We start from the raw sequence: 18,385 nt of genomic DNA on the forward strand, positions 1-18,385 counted from the left end.
ATCCACTTGTCCCGCGGAAAACTCCGTGTGGTGGAAGCGCACAACGTGACTTCAGGCTCGCAATCCCCCTGCGCAGATTATCACCCAGTTTCCCCCAACCACACACGAGTTCCACAACACTCCGGGCCGCGACCGTGCTTCGCCTTTATAACGCCGAGCAAACAACCGACCTGCCGAAACCGCGCTGGGTTTTCATCTTCGTTTCGGCCATCGGAAGCGCATCCAGCCGAGTAAACGCGAGGTGAACTCGTGCCCTTCGACATTCACATGCAGGACAACACGTTGAGCCAGCGAGCCTGGCCCATCCAGCTCGTATCGAACTCGGATGCCCCGCGGGAGTACCGCGTGGTACTCACCGTAATCGTCGTACCGATACTCTATTGCCTGCAATTCCAATGCTGTCCCGCAGTGGATCGGCTCGCCGTCCAAAAAATGGCGGTCTTCCTTGAACGTCAGCGGAAGCCATGAGCCAGCCAGCGCATCCAGCCTCGCGCTGGCAGCGAGCGCGGCTGGACACGTCTTTGGTTGTCCGATAACACAGGGCTCATCCCTGGAACACAAAGAATGCTTCGATGTCGTCCAATTCATCCGTTTGCCTCGTTTTGCGCCGCGCTCTCCATCAGTTCGGAGAACCGTGTCGCCGCAACCATCAGGTTCTCCTTGTGCGTCGTGCCATGGCCGAGTTTGCGAAATCTATTGAAATCGCCCGCCCACTCGGACACGAACGCCAAGAACCTCTCGGTGATTTTCTGCTGCTCCGACTCATCAGCCCGAGGTGTCAACTCTCCGCCATGCCGGCGCATGACGTGCGCGACAAACCCTTGCGCTACCCCTATGATTTGCCCGGCATCATATGCGTACCATATCCGCCCACCACTTGGATCGCCGTCATCGCAATCGCACTCTCCTACGATGTACGCGGTCACATCCCGAGTGCCGGCGACGTGTTGCTTGCCAATTCGCAAAGCCTGGACCGCGAGCTCTTTATAGCTGAGCTCCATCACGCCACCTTGCGGTGCAGGCCGGGAAAGCTGAGATACCCGACTTTTCCACACGACTTGCACTGGAACAGGCCACCGGTCGGAGCGTAATCGACAGATCCGCATTTGCCGCAACGAGGCAGCACCGTCGTCGGATGATCCTCGTCGTCATCGAGTAGGTCGGCCGCCGCTGGTGCGTCAGGCGTCGTATCTCGCGGTGGTGGTTCGCTCCCAGAAATGAGCGTATCCGACTGCGGACGTCGAGGGATTGCCTGAATCTCAGCATCAGGAAGTTCCCGAGGAATCACCGCAGCATTTTCGATCGGGCTTGGGCTCGGCGGGACAATCGCCTTGCGTTCCTCCGACGAATCGGGTGGCGCAAATCTCAACAGAACGCGTGTATTTTCGCGAATCGTTCGCGAATTGACCTCCAGTCGCCAGATCGCGATTATCGTGAGTGACGAGAACGCGACAAACCACAGCGTAGTGACGAGGAAAACCATGCTGCACCTCGAGCCAAAATTGTGATGATGATCGACGCGTACATCGCCGTCATTGCAGCCCCCATGAGCGCTTCGGCGGCGACTCGGTCGATCGACCCCGTTTCCCACGGCCGCAACGGGCCCACTCCCGCGGCCAAACCCAAGAACACCAACCACACCGCGCAAATTCGCTCGGTGGTAAGCTTTTTTCTGCCCGATTTGGCATAAACGATAAGGCACGGAAATTCACTGACAAACGCGATGACGTGGAGCGCCCCAAGCATTCGTAATGCAAGGTCGCCCCGCACCTCGCGATAGAAAAGCACGTTCACCACGACAAACGAAACCCACACAATCGCAGCACTCTCGACACCGTATTTGGGCAATCGATGCCTGGCCAACCACCCCACGAACCACAGAATCCCGCAAATCCACGCCGCATACATGGCTAGACCGACGTGGGCCCCTGCTCGAGCAAGACCCACGAGGGGCGGACCTCCTGGAGGCGGCAAATACGCATTCACGGCTCGGTTCGTCCAATCGTTCAGCACGTCCACCCAAAGAACAAGCGCCAAGAACCACGGTTCGAACGACGGTTTCACCACATTATCATTGCTCGCTCGTGGCCACGTAAAACTAGGAGCCGTCCACCGCGGCGATGACGACAGCACGCACGCTCGGAGCGTAGCGAGCATCGCCGCGAACAATTGCAGGACGGCTCCCAAGTTCGTCACGGTTCAACTCTCGCCAAGACTGCCAGATGTACGCCGTCGATGCACGATGCGTGCAAGCGATAACGATTCCCCTCGATTTGCACCTCGTCGGCGCTCGCCTGTTCTGCCTTTTGCAACGCTTCGGCAGTTCTTTTCGTTATGTAATAATTGGGCAAACCTTGCGGGCGCACGCCATCTACTCGAAGGCGCCATTCGACGCCTCCATTCGCCGCGGCGACGAGCACAAGCGGCAGCATGAGCGAGCCACGCGCAAGGTAGCCGGCAAGATTCCGAGGTTTGGCAAATTCGGCCCCCAACTCCGCCAAACTCTCACCCAGTCGGATATTTGCACCGAACCATCGAAGATCCGGTTCGGCAAACTGCCGTAGGACAATGCCACCATGCGGAAGTACAACGCCCATTCTAATTGACCACCTTTCTCTCGAGCTTCTGCCGAAGCTCTCGCAAATCTTTGTCTGTCATGCGATAGATCATCGCAGCAACTTCGTCGATTTCGCAGTCCTTACGAATGAAAAACTCTTCCACGCGGACGTGGAAGATGCGCGCGAGCTTCGCCAGCGTGGTGATATGCACGCTGATGAGCCCCGATTCGGCCAGGTGCTGCGTCGAGACGCCGGGCCCGCCCAAGGCCGTCACGTCACGCATCGACAGCCCTCGTGCAGTTCGGATGCAGCGTATGCGCTCCCCGATTTCCTCATGAGCGCAGTCGAGTGGTGCACGTCGTTTGGAATCATGATACGATTTCGTCACAGCCGGACCTCCCTTCAAGGTCTTGGTTGAGTGCTCCCAGCCTGTCCTACCGGGTTGGGAGCACGCCTTTTTCATTCCGTGCAGCAATACACGGGGTCGATGAACTTCGGGTCAGGGGGAAGCGAAATGCAATCGCCCCCCGGCAAATACGTTGATTTGCAGCGATAGAAAGCCGGGTGATTCGGGTACGCTGCACACGACCCGCCACCTGCCGCGCAATCGCTCGTGCACGTTCCATCTGCTTCGCATGTCGAATGCGCTGGACATGCGGGACTGCAATGAATCCATGATCCCTGAGCCGTGCACGTCGTGCCGGATGAGCTCGACGCGGAGCTCGATGACGAGCTCGACGCGGCCGAGCTCGAGGACGAGCTGCTCGAGCTGGAGCTCGACGCACCAGCGCTGCCGGCCTCGCCGCTTGAACTGCTCGATGCGCCTGCACCGCCAACACCGCTCGATGAACTTCCTGCGCCGCCGGCGCCGCCGCTTGACGCGCTCGACGCGCTCGATGCACTTGCTCCAGCCTCGCCACCACTTCCGCCATCACAGACGCATTCTGCGTTCCGAAACAGCGACGTGTCGTCCTGGCATGCCATGACGAACGCCACAACCAACACCAGGAATATTCCCACCCATTTGATGCTCATTCAATCCTCCATGTCGGGGTATTCTGTCGAAGCAAGGTTATCGAATCGCGTGTACGAGCTCGCGAACCGCACGAGAACCTTGCCCGTTGGACCATTTCGTTGTTTCGCGATGATGATCTCGGCGATTCCTTTCTTGTTGCTGTTTTCGTTGTAATAGTCGTCGCGGTAGATGAACATGACCAGGTCGGCGTCCTGCTCGATGGCGCCCGATTCGCGCAAATCGCTCAACTGCGGTCGTTTGTCCGTGCGACCTTCGACAGCTCGGTTGAGCTGCGACAGCGCAATGACGGGCACACGGAGCTCCTTGGCCAGCTCTTTGAGACCGCGCGAAATCTCGCTGATCTCCTGCTCACGATTCTGCGCGCCCTCGCGCCCTTTCATGAGCTGCAAATAGTCGACGATCACCAAACCGATTCGACGCTCCGGCTGGCCAGGTTTGGCGGGTCGATTGTATTCGGCCTGCATTCGCCGAGCTTTCGCCCGCAACTCCATCAACCCAATCCCCGGAGTGTCGTCGATGAAGATCGGAAGTTGGTTCAGGTATGCGGCTGCGTCGGTCAAGCGGCGCCAATCATCCGCCTGGAGCATTCCCTTTTTTACCTTGCCAAGGTCCACACGACCTTCGCTGCAGGTCGTGCGCATCCCCAATTGCTCGCGCGGCATTTCCAGGGAAAACACACATACGCCGTCCCCCGGTTCCTGCTGCTCCACACCATTGCGACGGACTGCCCGCGGGGATGCGACGTTGACGGCCATGTTCAAGACAAACGACGTCTTGCCCATTCCAGGCCGTGCGGCGACGATGGTCAAATCACCATCTTGCAAGCCTGCGGTCATGTCATCGAGGCGCCCAAAGCCCGTCGACAAACCCGTGAGCCGATCGCCACGCTCTGCCGCCGCGTGCAGCGCTTCGAATACCGACTTCAATACATGCCCAATGGGCTGAAAAGATGATTTCGTTGCAATTTGGACGATGTGATGAATCGATTCCTCGGCGCCTTCAATGAATTCTTGAATCGTCCCAACATCGCCGTATCCCTCGGCAGCAATACGTTGACATGCGCCAATCAATTGCCGTAGGCGCCATTTCTCCGCGACAACCCGTGCGTGTGCGTCAACATGAGTGACCGCCGGCGTCGCGTCGACGAGCTGCGCGAGATAACTCGGGCCACCAATGTGGTTTATCCAATCGCGGCTGCGCAACCACGCCGCGACCGTGGTGATATCCACAGGGTCGCCTGCGAGCGCGAGCTCCAGCACACCTTGAAATATGCGCCGATTCGGATCGCTATAAAAATAGTTTGGTTTGAGGATTTCGAGCACTTTGTCTTGCGCATCGCGCTCGAGGAGGACAGCCGACAGGACACTCGCTTCCGCGTCCAAGTCGTGTGGCGGAACTCGCCCAGCGACAGGCACGGGTTCGCTTGCGTGTGGCTCTGATTTCTGATATCGTTTGTCCACGACCAGAACCTCCAATTCTGGTTGAGTGTGCCCTCGACTTCCCGAAAAGTCGGGGGCACGCGCCTATTTCGTGCCGCCACTTCGACGTTTTGCCCGACCAATCGCGCCTTTTTTGGGCTTTGATTCCGAAGCCGGGGCCACGTCCGCCGTTCCAACATCCTCCGGCTCGTTCGTCTCGGCCACTTCGGCGTTGGTATTCACCGGTATGTTGAATTGCAACGCCCACGCCGGCACCTCGTCGGGTGCGAAAACCATGGCAGCGCGAACCATCTGGCATAGTCGTGCATGCACTGCTTCCCAATTTCTTGGGAAAGCAGAAACCTTCAGGGTCGCAATGTCCAACGATTGCTGTGGCCATCGCTCTTTGACTGCCGCTGCAACGAGCGTCGGTGCAGCCATTACCGGACCATCCTCCCAAATCAATTCCCGCACATAATGCGTCACATGATCATGTCCGCGGCGCATTTGCGCCGATTTGATCATGCTATACTCCTTCTCGCTCACTTTGAACGCCAAAGGCACGTTCCGACGAACGGTGTGAAATTCATAGCCCATTATGCGGCCCTCTGCGGAATTGCACCTGTTGGTCCATTGAAGCTATTTGCAAAGGCAAGGGCATCGCCTGCACGCTGTAGGTGCGCGCGTTCGTCCACTTCGGCATTCGCGACAGCATTCGTTGGATTTGCCGTCGTATTCGCCGGTGATTTTTTACTCCCAACATCCTGCGTGTAAATTGCAGCGAAATCTTCCTTGATATCCCGCTCCGAGAGCATTGCCACCGGATGCTGGTATTTGGCAAGCCCTTGTCGGGACATCCACTGCGTCCAGAAAAGCATCAATGCCCGTTCTAGCGCTACTTCGAGCGATTCGTCCGCCAAACGAATTCGCGCAGCCAGGTCGTAGGCGTATGGTTTCAAAAATTCCAGCCGATCCTTTCGAATATCGGCTTTATCGCCTTCAATGATGAGGGACGGCGTCGTTGCGTGCGGTGTGTATTTCGCACGCCAAACGACCAGGTATGTAGCGAGCACCACGCCACGGAAGCCCAAGTCGTATGAGCAATCGCTACCGCCGTGCCGCTCGGACCGCCGCCGAGCTCGACCTTGGAAACTTGGCGCCGATGTACCGAGCCATTCCCGAACTCGCTCGCCTCGTTCCCGAGCAAAAGGCGACAGTAAAGGCGACACCTTCGCCAATCATGACCTTGCTCGGCCTCTTAAATCCTCAACAATTTCAAGGTAGTAGCCCCACCCGGACTCGAACCGGGACGCCCTCTCGGGCAAGGGATTTTAAATCCCCGGCGTCTGCCATTCCGCCATGGGGCCATTCGGCCTCGTCGCCGTGAGCATCGCTTCACGCCAACGACCGGCTCCTGTATACATCGTAAACCACCCACATGACCAGTCCCGCGTTGCCCATTCGCGACGAAGTGCTTCGTGCTGCGCTTGCTTACGTGGCCGGCGCGCGCATCGACGCCGCGCTGATCGTCGCCGAAACGGGTCTCGTGGCACTGTCGCTTTACCAAGGTCGCAAGCTGCTCCTCGGCGTCGGCATCGGGCCCATCGTCAGCGGCGTCGGCGTTTTACCGCGCCTGCCCCAAGGCCGAACTGCCACACAACACCCGCTCGCCGCCGCCATGCACGCTCACCTCGTCGGAAAACACATCCGCTCGGTCAACCTCGATGATTCCACCGTAGGCTTCACTACCGAGCCCGCAAATGATGCAAGCTTCCCTACGCGACTCGCCCTCGAAGTTGGGCCGCACGGATCGGCGCAACTCATGTTGCCCTCCGGCGCCACAATCTCGTGGCCACCGGAACCTCGTCCCACGGCGCGGCCACGAAAGGACCACGCACCCGCTCCATCCGAACATTCGCTCGAATCGTGCGGGGTGACGCTGGTCCAATCGAGCGACTCGTACCTCGTCGAATCGTTTCGGAATGAACTTCGTGGAGTCATCAAGAAAAAACAAAAGCGCCTCGAAAAACGCGCTCTCGCCGTGCGATCGGACCTGGCACGCCTTGCTGACGTGCCGCGCCTGCAAAAAATCGGCTCATTGCTTCTTGCACAAGGGCAAACCATTGCCCGCGGAACGACGACCGCATCGCTCGTCGATTGGGAAACGGGCGAAAATGTCGATGTCGATATCGCTCCAGACAAACCCGCCAAAGAACAAGCTGCCGCCTTTTTCCAAAAAGCACGGCGACTGCAGCGAGGCGCCGATGTCATGCAAAAACGCCTCGACGAAACGCTTTTTGCAATTGCAAAAATCCAGCCATTCGAATCGGCCCTCCAAAATGCACCAGCCGATTGGGACGCGCTCCAAACCATCGCCAAGCAAATGCAGGCCATTGGACTCCTTGGACAAACTCCCGCAGGCGCCACAAAATATCGAAACAATCACGTAGAACCCGACGAACGAAAACCATATCATACTTTTCGGTCGCCCAAAGGACAAACCATTTTGGTGGGTCGTAGCGCAAAAGACAACGACCAGCTCGTGACGCGAATTGCCAGACCGCATGATTTGTGGCTGCACGCTAAAAATATGCGCGGCGCGCACGTCGTCGTCCCACAAGAAAAAAATCATGCCTGCCCCGCCGATCTGCTCGTCGACGCCGCTACCCTTGCCGCATACTTCAGCGACGCCCGCAACGAAACGACCTGCGAAGTGACGTATGTCGAACGCCGCTACGTCCGCAAACCAAAAAAAAGCGCCCCGGGCGAAGTCACCACCCAACGCGAAAAAGTGATCCTCGTGCGAATCGAAAAAGACCGACTTTCTAGGCTTCTTCGATCCAAAGACGAAATGTAGAACGACCCGGGCAGCTTGGACGCTCGACGAAAAATCGTTTTGTGCCGCGCGTCGTTCGTGATAGTGCTCGGTAGCGCGAGCTTCGAGCTCTCTCCTTTCGAGCAGGTCATGGACACCGGAACTGGCAGGAAAACCATGCTGCTGGGCGCAATATGCTGCGCTGCTGGCGTCGCGTGCAACGCCGTGACCTACTCGGGAACCGCGTCGACCGAAGAATTGACCTACGTCCTCGCGTGGGGCGCCATCATTTTCGGCGCAATACAAATCGTTCGCGGCGCCGCGAACCGCGGACCAAGCAACCAACAGTAAACGTCATCGCTCGTCACCTGCCCCGAAGCGTGGTACGTATGCGTCGTCATGCCTCATCCACGCGTCATCAAACCAGCCATCATCGCTTTCGCTGCAATGCTTTCGCTGGGGTGCAACAAATCGCGGGACAGCGGTTCTTCGAGCGCCACGGTCGCCGAATCCGCACCCGTGGAAAACTTTCCCAGCCTGGATCCCAAAACGTGGGTGAATGGCGCTCCGCTGTCGCTCGCCGATTCTCGCGAGAAACACGTGCTGCTCATGGAGGCATGGCACCCAGCCTGAAGCGCTTGCCGAGCGTCCGTGCCTGCCGTGATGGCGCTGCACGGACGCTTCAAGGCTCGCGGTCTGCGGGCCCTGGGAGTTGTGAATTTCGATCCAGCGGACGCCGAAAGCGAACGCCAAAGTGCCATCGAAGCTGCGCGGGAAGAAAAAATGGACTATCCCACGTACCTCGATGAAAATGGCGCTTGGTCCAAAAAACACGGCGTCGCGGACATACCGGCATTTTTGGTGATCAATCGCGACGGCCGCGTCGTGTTTCGGCATCGAGGTAAACTCGTCATCGACAGCCCCGCCTATGTCGAAATGACAACGGCCATCGAAACCGCTCTTTGATGCCAGGCCAGGATCTGTAGGCTCGCTCCGCGCGCGTGGGACGCGCGCTACGCGAGGCTAGTTTACGATGGGGGGCTCGCAGGCGGCCCTATAAGTGTTTTTGCCAGAGGCAAAAACACGGGCCGACTGCTCTGCCCCCATACCCCCCGGTTCGAAATGCAACCAGGTCAGGTCCTGAACGCTTGCCCGCTTTACCCCGCCGCTATTCGGAATCCCTGGCGATCACCAACCGATCGTGCGCGATGCGCCCATTTACCTTGTGCGCCATGTGTTGCGTGACCACCTTGTCTCCCGCGGCGTAGGTGCGAACCTCGGTAAATGCAATGGCATCGCTCGTTTCCACTTCGTCGATGATCGACATGTTTTCTATGCGGCGATGCCACCCCCCGACGGCATCCACCGAAAAGTCTCCACGCAGTCGTTCGAGGATTGCTTTGTGACCGCGCACGATCACCGGATGAGCCGGCGGATGCAAACTCGAAACCTCCTCGATGACGGCATCGTCCGCATAAACCTCGGCCAGGGCTTCGGGATCCCGGTTTTCGAGTGCACGACGAATGCGTTCCATGATGAAGGGAGGATCTTCCAGATGGCGACGGATCGAGCTCTCCATGCGCGATTTCTTGTGCCAGCTTGTGGATTTGTCGATGGGGATACGCCCCTCCAAAATAAAAGAAATCATTGCTCGCATCGCCCGCGCGCGTCATAACCACCCGCCATGGTGAGTCCCCCCCGAATGGTCGCGCTCGGCGATGTCCACTTGACTCGGTCGACTCCTCGCGACGTTTCCGATGACCTCGCCCGCCTCATTGAAACGCATCCGGGCACACGCATTGTCATTGCCGGCGATTTGTTCGATCTCTCGGCCGACCTGCCAAAGCTGCCTCTCACGCGCGCCATCGATGAAGTGTTCGCGACACACGTGAGCGCCAAAGCTGCGCTCGGTCGGCATATCGCTCGAGGTGGCGAATTGTGGCTCGTCAGTGGGAATCACGACGCAGCACTCGGATTCGACGATTTCCGCACGGCATTGGAAAACGTACTCGATCTACCAAGTGAAGCTCGCTCGCGCCTGCGCACGACCCCCTGGTTTTTTCGCGAAGGTGGCCTCCACATCGAACACGGTCACATCTTCGATCCCGACAACGCTCCAACTCACCCGCTCGTTCTCGGCGAAGCCAGCCTCGGCGTTCACTTCGTCGAACAATTCATCGCGCCCACGGGGGCTCATCGGTACTTGAACATGAACGACGAAACGCCATTGAAGCTTTTTCTTTCGGCGTTTTCGTTTTATGGCCCCAGGGCCCCGTATGTCATCTACCGCTATTTCCACGCGGCCATTCATGCGGTGCTGCGCAGCGGGCCAGCGTATCGCCGCCGTACGAAAATGGAAGAACCACTCGGCGAAGAAGAGCTCGCGCGCTTTACCGATGCATTCGGCATACCATCCGACCTCGCCCGCTCGCTGCTCGATCTGAGTGCTCGCCCGACGCTCGAAAGCGTCAGCCGCACGTTTTCTCGTCTCTATTTCGATCGCGTCCTGTCCACCATTGCCATGGGCGCAGGATTGTCCGCCGCCGCGCTTGGGAAGAAGCGAGCAGGAAAAGCGGTTTTTTCAATTGGGGCATTGGCCTTGGCTTCGAGCTGGGCGCGCGGGCACAACCGATACCGCGGCTCCACTGCCGAACAGCTCGCCGAAGGCGCGCAAAGAATCGTGGACACCACGGGTGCTCAATTGGTTATTTTTGGACATACCCACCGCGAAGCGCTCGGAGAAAACTACGCCAATACAGCCAGCTTTGCATTCCCCCGGGGCGCTCCGGGCCGGCCCTTTTTGGAGATTGACATGGCTGGAGAAACCCCGCGAGCTCACCGGAGATATTGGCCTAAGGCTGTTTGAGGCCGGGCCTGGATTTGTACGCTTGCTTCGCGCGCGTGGGACGCGCGCTTCGCAAGGTGTTTACGATGGGGGGGCCGAGGCTCGCCTCCCGGTGTTTTTGCGCTTCGCACAAAAACACGGCGAGGCTCGGCCCCCCCATACCCCCCAGGATCGAATCGCAACCTCGATCCAAATCCAGGCCCGCTCTCAAATCAGCGCACGTGCGCCGCAATCACCGCGTCCACCAAGTCGACGACGATGCGCGCATCCTCGTCGCGCAATGCGTGGTCGTCTCCTGCACTCGCCGCATCAATGCGCGCCCGCAAGTCGGACCGCACCACCAACCTCGCCCCTCCACACGCTCGACATACCAATCCCCCAAATGCCGGATCCAAACACGCCGGCGCATCGAGCGGACACGAGCGCCCACAACGAACACACCTGTCGAGCACCAGAGCAAATCCAATATCGGCAAGAATGCGTAATCCCCCGGTCGCAAGCCGAGGCTCGGGGTTGCCTCGTGACGGATCGTCCAATGCATCCAGCAATTCATTCAGTGTCGCATAAAGCGCCGGCTCTCGCGTCCCCGGTGGAGCGACCGAACGAATCCAACGCAAAGCACGTCCGGCAGCTTCCATCGGTGCCAGCGCTTCGACGAGATGCAAACGTGGGTGCGCAATCGAAGCTTCCACGAGCACCAATAGGTCCTGGTGTTCGCGTTCGTCCAGAGAAACCCGGAGCAAATGCATCGGCTCGAGCGCCGCGACGCGTTTGGATGGTTTTCGAGCGCTCCGGGCGACGGCCGAAAGAATCCCTCGAGCTTCCGTGAAAAGCGTTACAATGAAATCCGCTTCGCCAACGGGGACTCGGCGCACGAGAAGCGCGTCGGTGCGCAGGTTTTTCTTGGCAACCGAATGACGTACGCGCCGCGAGGGACGCGATGGACCGGCCAAACCCATATCGTCAGATATGGAATGCCAGGGCCGGTTTGTCCGAAGAAACCTGAGAAAGTTCGGGCGGCATGTCGTGTCCGCGCGGACGCATGACGATGCTCAAAGCGAGCGTGAAAAGAATGAGCAAGAGTACAAAGGCGAATGCCACGCCGAACCTGCGACTTTGCGTTCCGCGCATCGGAGAAGCCATGGGTAATGGTGTAACCACGGCAACTCGACGACTGGCAGTATAGCGAGCCAAAACTTCTTCAACGGGAATGGAAACGGCTCGCGCATACGCGCGGAGGAAGCCACGGACAAACACTTCGCCTGGGAGGTCATCGAAATGGTCTGCCTCGATCCGTTCGATGGCAGGAACGGGAATACGAGTGGCGCGGGAGATTTCCTCCACGCTCATGGCCCTGCTTTCACGGGCATGTCTTAGGTAGCGACCAATCGACTCCATCCGAGATCACCCATTCAGCGATGCGAAACTCCTTCCAACCTTCGCGGAGCATAACCTGGTTTTTCCGCGAATGACAACCTCATTGAAGGGCGGTGAGCTCGGCGGCGCAACGTTTTCCGACCGCAGTCGCGGGGCCGGCATCACGGCACCGCTCGAGATCCGCACGGACGAGATCCTGAGATCCAGCCCTCGCCGCCACGCGTGCGCGTGCGGCATACCCTTCCTGAAGCTGCTTGCACTCCGATCTATCCGTTTCGAGCGCTTTCGTAAAGGCTTCTTGTGCCAGCGAAAGCTCCCCTTTCTTTTCGTAGGCGAGTCCAAGCCGGTAGTTACCGACACAGAATCGAGGTTCAGCCGTCAATGCTCGACGCAACGCGACAATCGCTTCGTCGATATTCCCACGAGAAAGATAAGCCCAACCCAGATTGCCCCACGCCTTCTCCGGCGAGGCATACAAGATGTCTTCCGCAAGCGGTTTCAAGACCGCGACAGCTTCATCGTATTTTTTCTGATGTACGAGAATGACGCCGAGCGCGTTTTTGGCATCACGCATTTCCGGAGCAGTTTCGAGGGCTTGGCGCACATGACGTTCGGCTTCCTCGAATCGACAATCCGGCGAAGTTTCATCGCCCGCGCAGAATGCCAAGAGAATGACGGCCCCAAGGTAATGGACCTCGGGATCGGCATTGTCAATGCGAAGCGAAGCCTCGACGTGCCCGAGCGCTTCCCGCAACATCCCCTGCTGAAATGAAACGCGCGCCAAGTCGTATTCGGCCCGCGCTTTGGGATCTTCATCCGTTCGAAGCTGAGCCCCCGCACAGCCCAAGCCATGCAGCGAAAGCGCACAAGCAAGGGCAAACCGAGCACGCTTGTCGCGCGCAAAGCTGCCATTCCCCGTGTTTTTTCGCCGATCTCTCATGTGCAGAAGGCGTTTCCCGATGTTCGTAGCGGTCTTCCCCGAGGCCAATCTGCATGGCCGACCGGGGAAAAGGGGGTACCCCAAGGGCGGCAAAGCGTCAACCCGCAAAAACACCCCGAGCCCAAGAACAATCACGATCTCGGCAAATGATCAGTCAACCGGACGGAAAACGCAGGCGAAATTGCGTATCCATTGGACGAACTTCACTGCGATCAAAAGTTTTCAGCGCGCCTCGGGCACCTCCGCCGCAAGCTCGTCCCGCTGACCCAAAAGACCAAAATACTTCCGAAGCCCTTCAATACTCGGGATCTCCAGCCGCTCGTCCACGATCCGAACGTACTGCCCATCGCGAAGCTTCTGCACGTTGCGCTTCAGCGTGTCCACATCGAGCCCCACCTGCGCCGCAAGCTCCATCGGTGAAATGGAAAACGTTGCTCCGCCACTTCCAGGCTCCCGCGCCCGACGCGCATGCTCCAAAAGCGCCCGCACGACCTTGGATTGAATGTCGGTGTGCATGGTCACTTCGAGCTGATGCTCGGCATCCCGCAAGCGTCGCACAAGCTGCTTGACAACCCGCGAAGCGATGGTCGCGTTGTGCTCGAGCAAGTGTTGAAGCGTCGCTTGATCGATGACGAGCGCGAGCACGGGCGACAAAGCCACCGCGGTCGATGATCGCTCGGAGCCTTCGAGAAGCGCCGATTCGCCGAACAAGTCGCCCGGTTTGCACACCAAAATGCTGCGCTCCGCCCCGCGAATCCGCTTGATCAAACGCACTCGCCCCTCCTCGAGCAAGTACGCATGCGTCGCCGGATCCCCCTCGCTGAAAAGCGTGTCTCCTGCCTCGAAACGCTGCCCAAACCGCGCGTGAAGCGGATCGACCACGGCCGCAGGCTCTTGCTCGGTGTCAGGCGAAACGTCCATCGAGGGCCCCGAGTCTACCTAGCTCGCTGCCCCAGATGCCATGGGCTTCGCATCCGGAGGCCTCACGTAACTCGGCTCGAGCAGCGACGCATCGAACTCGCCCGCAACACCCTTCGATGACGCAAAGCGTCTCAGGCCGACGCGCCCAACCGCCACCGCGTCCGGCAAGTCCACCGAAGCCCCGCGCACCACTTGCGCCGCCATCGATGGCTCGAGAAGCGCCGCCTCACCAACGATGCGTAAGGCATAACCGTCCGCAATCAAACGCGAAAATTCCGTCCACGCCGAGAGCAAATGAAATGCGTCCGCGATGGGCACATGCGCCGGAGCCCACAATGTCTGCCCCGATGCGTCATGGGCGGCGATGAAAAATTCCTGCTTTTTGGCATCGAGCACCGACACGACCACGTCTTTGGGCCCTGCGGCGCCCGTAACGAACGCGGCCGCCGCCATGGCCTCCAAAGACCCGACACCCACCAAAGCTGCGCCTAGGCCCAGCGCAAGGCCCTTGGCGGACGCAACGCCCACGCGCACGCCCGTGAACGACCCGGGACCGATGTCACACGCGACGAGCTCAATCTCGGAACGGCTTACGGCTGCGGCTTCGAGTGCCTCGGTCACGGCCGAAAAGATGCGCTCGGCATGCCCGCCAAGGTCGGCATAGCCGCTTGCGCCCAAGACGCGATCGCCGTCGAGGACAGCAGCACTGCCGCGGTATGTCGAAGTGGAGAGGGCGAGAACCTTCATGCTAGGTTGATCCAACCGGGAACGACGTGGCTGTGTCGTTGTCCTGTCCGTTTGGTCGAACGTCGAACGTTCCGCAAAGGCAGGGCAACATGGCAAAGGGTGCGTGGGTGATGCGAACGGCGGTGATGGTGTCGATTCTGGCACACGCGTCGCTGATTGGCGCAGCCGGTTTGCGAAAGGCTGCGCCAGCACCTGACGAACCGCCGCAGGCCGCGGACCTTTTGGCCGGAACGACGGCGCTGCCAGCCGATGCCGAAGAACTTCACGAAGTGGATGTTTTGGGCGGTTCTGCCGCACAAACGCCCCCGGCCGCTCCGCCTGCACCACCTGCGGCGCCTGCGGGACAGGACGACGACGAAGCGCCGGCCGAGCCTCCCAAGCCGCCGGTCGCGCAGGACAAACCTGTCACTCAGGACAAACCCAGCGTTTCAGACGAACCCGCCCCGAAGCCTGTGCCCAAAGTTCCGGCGAAGCCCAAGCCGGTCGCGGACAAACCGGAAACACCGGAACCGAAAGACGAAGGCGAGGCCGACAAAACGCCGGACGCTGCCCCGGAATCGCCTGCTCCGAAGCCCAAGCCCGACGAAGCGAAGGAGCCCGCACCGGTCGATCAAGACAAACCGGTTGCCCAAGGCGATCGAGCGCCCGAGCCGAACAAGAGGCCCGCTCGCACGGCAAGGCGTCGCAAACCGAGCCCCGCGGCGGCCGCGGCGGCATCGAGCGCCGATGCAGCGCCCGAGGCTGCCAGCCCGGGCGGCAGCGCGTTCGGCGTCGATGGAGCGACTTCCATCCGCAACCTCGGCCGAGCCTTCGCGCACGCGCTTCCTCCTGCATGCGATTCCGACAAGACGTGGGGCACGCTCGCCGTTGGCAACGCCGGGTCGCTCGAGCTTGCGGTCATCGTCGGCGAAGACGGGAAGGTCATGGGCGTCGAGCCCATCACGACAAACCCTCCAGCGCACTTGGTCAATGCAGCCAAGCGAACGGTAGCGAACATCCGGCGGAGCTTGGCGGTGCTGGGCGTTGGATCGGTGAATCCCGGAAAACACGTGCTGCGCATCTCGGCCAAGCTGAGCGACGTGACGGTCACCGAGGAAGAAGCCAGCGGCGCTGCTGCGTTTGGTCTCTCGTCGGACTGGGAAGGGCGCAAAGGAACGGCTTCGTTTACGCAGCCAAGCGGTAGGCACGTGGAGATCGTCGTGGAGTTTGTCCGCGTGCTACCGCTCGACAAGTGACGCGTGTTTGGAGTGACGAACGGCCCAAACATGCACGTTTGCCACCCCCAGCGCGTACTTTTTCCACGCCCGGCTCTTGCCGAAGGCTACATGGTCGCGCGGGACGCTGCTACGGTTACGCCCATGGCAGGACCGGCAGGACAGAGCTGCCCGATTTGTGGACGAGACGTGTCGACTTCCGCCGACAACAAATCCCGTCCCTTTTGCTCGGCGCGTTGCAAGATCATCGATCTGGACAAGTGGCTGAGCGGCTCCTATCGCGTACCCGGCCCGCCTGTCGAATCGAGCGGGATGGGGGAGATCGAAAGCGCGAGCAATGGCTCCGATACCGATCATTCGTACGAACTCAAAGGAGACGAAGACCCGTGATGCTTGCACGAACTTCGCTTATTGGCGCAATCACGCTTGCCACGACACTGACGCTTTCTGCGGCTGCATCGGCGCAGGGCCTTGCGCCTCCGCCTCCGCTTGCACCCGAGGAGCGTGAAGATGCGTCGTCTACGGAAAGAGACCTCGACAATTCGCAAAAGAGCGATTCGAAACGAGGCCTCGAGTGGCTCTATGTGGACGTCAACGGTGGCATGCAGATCGTTGGACTACGAACGTTCAACCTAGATGAGGAGACCTTCAGCGCTGGCTTCGTCGAGACCGAATCGGAAGGATTCGTCATGGGTGCTGGTGTTGGTTTGCGCCTTGTTTTCCTGACGTTTGGAGCTCGTGCGCGCGTGGGTTTTTTCGACTCGTGGGACCTCTTCAGCGTCGGTGGGGAGATGGGCTTGCGTTTGCCCTTTGGCAACCTCGAGCCTCACTTCGAGCTTGGCGGTGGGTACACGGCGCTCGGCAGTTTCAAGAGCTCGCTGCAAAGCGGCGCGGTGCAGTCGGCCCTTGACCACACGGACATTGCCGGGTTTTACGTGCGCGCTGGAGGCGGCGTCGACTACTACATCACGCCGATGTTTTCGATCGGCGCGCTGGCGAGCTTCGAAGTTTTGGGACTCACGCGTCCGGGGCTCGATCCGTCGAAGATTACCGAGATCAAGGCGGATCCGAACTTGAGTGATCTACAAAAGAAAAAGGCTGATTTACTCGCGTTCGAAGGTACGAGCTACGGTGCAGCTGGCACTGCCATGGCTGTGGTTGGGCTCCATTTCTAAGCCTTGTTAGCCGCAAAGATCCTCGTAGGACTGCTCGTCGTCGTCGCGCCATTGGGGCTGTACGCGACCATTTTGTCGCGCGGTGCGCTGAAGCCGTCGAGCCCTCGGTCGGTGGTGCTGACGTTCGTGCTTGGCGTCATCGGGTTTGTCCCGGCACTGTACTTCGAACGGTTCGTCGCCAGCAACCTCGAAGTGCGTAAAGTGGACGTCGGGACAAACCTCGTTGCGGCGCTGGTGTATGCGTTTTTGGTGGCAGCGCCGTTCGAGGAGGCGGTGAAGGTCGCTGCGGCAGGACCCGTGTGGCGATGGCGTTCCGGGAGGCACAGGCCCATCGATGGAATGGCGTATGCGACTGCTGCAGCGCTCGGGTTTGGCTCGGCGCACAACGCTGTCTTGCTCTACGAGCAGCCGCTTACGTGGATCGATCCGGTGCGTGCGTTGCTGGTTGCCGTAGCCGCGCCGTGCATCGCGTCGCTTTGGGGTTATGCGCTTGGTCGAGCGCCCAAGCGACCGATGGGTGGATGGGCGTTCAATGGTGCGTGGTTTGTCGCGTCGCTCGGGTGGGCGACGTGTCAACACGTGGTTTTCGCGCGCGGCAAAAGCGGGATGTTCGGGATGATTCCCGTCTTGCTCGTCGCCGGAGTGATCACCGTTTTCGGTGCGCGCGATCTGTTGCAGCGCGAGACGGCCAAGCCAGTTACGCCTCGCAAGCCGCGCATCTCGCTGCCGGCACCATCCATTCGATCACTACGCGAAGCGCTTCGCAAGTCGGAACGTCCGATATCGCTTTTGTGGATCGCGATCGGCGCGCTCGTCATGGTTGGCGTCATCATCGGCATGCTCGTGCTGGCGGTCATGCTTGGTGCGAAGATGGGCGTCGACTTCGGCGCCGTCGATCGTGACGCGTCGCAAGCCGCTGCAATCGTTCCCATTTTGCTTCTTGCGGCTGCATCGGTCGTGGCCTTTCCCATCGCCGGCTGGATCACGGCTCGAGCATCGAGCGCCCAGAGCGTGCTCGAGCCAGCCATCAGCGCGGTGCTCGCGATTGGTGGAGGCGTCGTGCTTTTGGGGCTTGCGGCGCCCGTGGCCGTCGTCATTGGCATCGCATGCGCGCCCGTCGCGTTTGGGCTTGCATGTGCAGGCGCGTGGTTCGGGATGGATAGACCGGCTTAGAGCGCTGGTCGGTTTGGAATAAGGCAAATGAGGGGTATGGCGCGAGCGCTCGCCGTGCTTTGCGCGAGCAGAGTTTACCGATGGGGACGAGCCTCGCCCCCCCTCGTTTTTGCGCCTGCACAAAACACGGCGAGGCTCGGCCCCCCCATACCCCCCGATTTAACCT

At 59.8% G+C, this 18,385-nt stretch carries 24 protein-coding genes and 1 tRNA gene; 9 read left to right on the forward strand and 16 right to left on the reverse strand.

Translation table 11 applies throughout. The annotated features are described in order from the left end of the window. Positions 1–584 precede the first annotated feature (584 nt). From IPM54_03395 to IPM54_03440, 10 genes are all read right to left on the reverse strand, one after another. On the reverse strand, positions 585–1,001 hold the full coding sequence (locus tag IPM54_03395; GenBank protein ID MBK9258863.1) for a hypothetical protein: 417 nt from the start codon (positions 999–1,001) through the stop codon (positions 585–587). Then, positions 1,001–1,369, reverse strand: coding sequence for a TFIIB-type zinc finger domain-containing protein (locus tag IPM54_03400; GenBank protein MBK9258864.1), 369 nt, complete (start codon positions 1,367–1,369; stop codon positions 1,001–1,003). Before IPM54_03400 ends, IPM54_03395 begins: the two co-directional genes overlap by 1 nt. A 59-nt stretch (positions 1,370–1,428) precedes the next feature. Next, positions 1,429–2,196 carry a hypothetical protein gene (locus IPM54_03405; protein ID MBK9258865.1) on the reverse strand — a complete coding sequence of 256 codons (768 nt, stop codon included), beginning with the start codon at positions 2,194–2,196 and terminating at the stop codon, positions 1,429–1,431. Then, a complete protein-coding gene (locus IPM54_03410) occupies positions 2,193–2,597 on the reverse strand; it encodes a hypothetical protein (protein ID MBK9258866.1) in 405 nt (134 codons plus the stop codon). The genes IPM54_03405 and IPM54_03410 overlap by 4 nt, the downstream gene beginning before the upstream one ends. Position 2,598: 1 nt before the next feature. Then, on the reverse strand, positions 2,599–2,841 hold the full coding sequence (locus IPM54_03415) for a hypothetical protein (protein ID MBK9258867.1): 243 nt from the start codon (positions 2,839–2,841) through the stop codon (positions 2,599–2,601). Positions 2,842–3,017: 176 nt separating this feature from the next. Continuing rightward, positions 3,018–3,593 carry a hypothetical protein gene (locus IPM54_03420; GenBank protein MBK9258868.1) on the reverse strand — a complete coding sequence of 192 codons (576 nt, stop codon included), beginning with the start codon at positions 3,591–3,593 and terminating at the stop codon, positions 3,018–3,020. Next, entirely contained in the window at positions 3,594–5,054 is a 1,461-nt protein-coding gene (gene dnaB, locus IPM54_03425; GenBank protein ID MBK9258869.1) for a replicative DNA helicase, read from the reverse strand. A gap of 63 nt (positions 5,055–5,117) precedes the next feature. Continuing rightward, entirely contained in the window at positions 5,118–5,537 is a 420-nt protein-coding gene (locus IPM54_03430; protein ID MBK9258870.1) for a hypothetical protein, read from the reverse strand. Positions 5,538–5,608: 71 nt separating this feature from the next. Further along, on the reverse strand, positions 5,609–6,088 hold the full coding sequence (locus tag IPM54_03435; GenBank protein MBK9258871.1) for a hypothetical protein: 480 nt from the start codon (positions 6,086–6,088) through the stop codon (positions 5,609–5,611). Between the two features lie 208 nt (positions 6,089–6,296). After that, positions 6,297–6,379: transfer RNA gene (locus tag IPM54_03440), tRNA-Leu, on the reverse strand. Between the two features lie 71 nt (positions 6,380–6,450). Here IPM54_03440 and IPM54_03445 point away from each other — a divergent pair. The 4 genes from IPM54_03445 (at position 6,451) to IPM54_03460 (ending at position 8,793) form a co-directional block, all read left to right on the forward strand. After that, complete coding sequence (locus IPM54_03445; protein MBK9258872.1) at positions 6,451–7,869, forward strand: DUF814 domain-containing protein; 1,419 nt, start codon at positions 6,451–6,453, stop codon at positions 7,867–7,869. Positions 7,870–7,977: 108 nt separating this feature from the next. Next, a complete protein-coding gene (locus IPM54_03450; protein MBK9258873.1) occupies positions 7,978–8,178 on the forward strand; it encodes a hypothetical protein in 201 nt (66 codons plus the stop codon). A 48-nt stretch (positions 8,179–8,226) separates the two neighbouring features. Continuing rightward, positions 8,227–8,460: a hypothetical protein gene (locus IPM54_03455; GenBank protein MBK9258874.1), complete on the forward strand. Its 234-nt coding sequence runs from the start codon at positions 8,227–8,229 to the stop codon at positions 8,458–8,460. Between the two features lie 18 nt (positions 8,461–8,478). Beyond that, complete coding sequence (locus tag IPM54_03460) at positions 8,479–8,793, forward strand: TlpA family protein disulfide reductase (protein MBK9258875.1); 315 nt, start codon at positions 8,479–8,481, stop codon at positions 8,791–8,793. Between the two features lie 202 nt (positions 8,794–8,995). Here the strand turns inward: IPM54_03460 and IPM54_03465 are convergent, their stop codons facing one another. Then, positions 8,996–9,406 (reverse strand): nuclear transport factor 2 family protein, encoded by a 411-nt coding sequence (locus IPM54_03465; GenBank protein ID MBK9258876.1) that lies wholly within the window; start codon positions 9,404–9,406, stop codon positions 8,996–8,998. Positions 9,407–9,514: 108 nt separating this feature from the next. Here IPM54_03465 and IPM54_03470 point away from each other — a divergent pair, with 108 nt between their 5' ends. Continuing rightward, positions 9,515–10,693 carry a metallophosphoesterase gene (locus IPM54_03470; GenBank protein MBK9258877.1) on the forward strand — a complete coding sequence of 393 codons (1,179 nt, stop codon included), beginning with the start codon at positions 9,515–9,517 and terminating at the stop codon, positions 10,691–10,693. Between the two features lie 191 nt (positions 10,694–10,884). Here IPM54_03470 and recO read toward each other — a convergent pair whose 3' ends face one another. The 5 genes from recO to tsaB form a co-directional block, all read right to left on the reverse strand. Then, positions 10,885–11,631, reverse strand: coding sequence for a DNA repair protein RecO (gene recO, locus IPM54_03475; protein MBK9258878.1), 747 nt, complete (start codon positions 11,629–11,631; stop codon positions 10,885–10,887). 4 nt (positions 11,632–11,635) lie between these two features. Next, the gene (locus IPM54_03480) at positions 11,636–12,070 is read right to left on the reverse strand and encodes a helix-turn-helix domain-containing protein (GenBank protein MBK9258879.1); all 435 of its coding nucleotides are present in this window, start codon (positions 12,068–12,070) and stop codon (positions 11,636–11,638) included. Positions 12,071–12,149: 79 nt separating this feature from the next. Further along, entirely contained in the window at positions 12,150–12,989 is an 840-nt protein-coding gene (locus IPM54_03485) for a tetratricopeptide repeat protein (GenBank protein MBK9258880.1), read from the reverse strand. A 222-nt stretch (positions 12,990–13,211) separates the two neighbouring features. Beyond that, a complete protein-coding gene (locus IPM54_03490; GenBank protein MBK9258881.1) occupies positions 13,212–13,910 on the reverse strand; it encodes a Crp/Fnr family transcriptional regulator in 699 nt (232 codons plus the stop codon). Between the two features lie 18 nt (positions 13,911–13,928). Then, positions 13,929–14,657: a tRNA (adenosine(37)-N6)-threonylcarbamoyltransferase complex dimerization subunit type 1 TsaB gene (tsaB, locus tag IPM54_03495; protein ID MBK9258882.1), complete on the reverse strand. Its 729-nt coding sequence runs from the start codon at positions 14,655–14,657 to the stop codon at positions 13,929–13,931. 89 nt (positions 14,658–14,746) lie between these two features. Between tsaB and IPM54_03500 the strand changes: the two genes are divergently transcribed. From IPM54_03500 to IPM54_03515, 4 genes are all read left to right on the forward strand, one after another. Then, positions 14,747–15,892 (forward strand): hypothetical protein, encoded by a 1,146-nt coding sequence (locus IPM54_03500; protein MBK9258883.1) that lies wholly within the window; start codon positions 14,747–14,749, stop codon positions 15,890–15,892. A 123-nt stretch (positions 15,893–16,015) separates the two neighbouring features. After that, positions 16,016–16,261, forward strand: a complete 246-nt coding sequence (locus IPM54_03505; GenBank protein MBK9258884.1) for a DNA gyrase inhibitor YacG — start codon at positions 16,016–16,018, stop codon at positions 16,259–16,261. Then, the gene (locus IPM54_03510) at positions 16,261–17,046 is read left to right on the forward strand and encodes a hypothetical protein (GenBank protein MBK9258885.1); all 786 of its coding nucleotides are present in this window, start codon (positions 16,261–16,263) and stop codon (positions 17,044–17,046) included. Before IPM54_03505 ends, IPM54_03510 begins: the two co-directional genes overlap by 1 nt. Positions 17,047–17,049: 3 nt before the next feature. Then, a complete protein-coding gene (locus IPM54_03515) occupies positions 17,050–18,219 on the forward strand; it encodes a PrsW family intramembrane metalloprotease (GenBank protein ID MBK9258886.1) in 1,170 nt (389 codons plus the stop codon). Positions 18,220–18,385: the final 166 nt, after the last annotated feature.

The organism is Polyangiaceae bacterium (assembly GCA_016715885.1).
Lineage (GTDB): Bacteria > Myxococcota_A > Polyangia > Polyangiales > Polyangiaceae > Polyangium.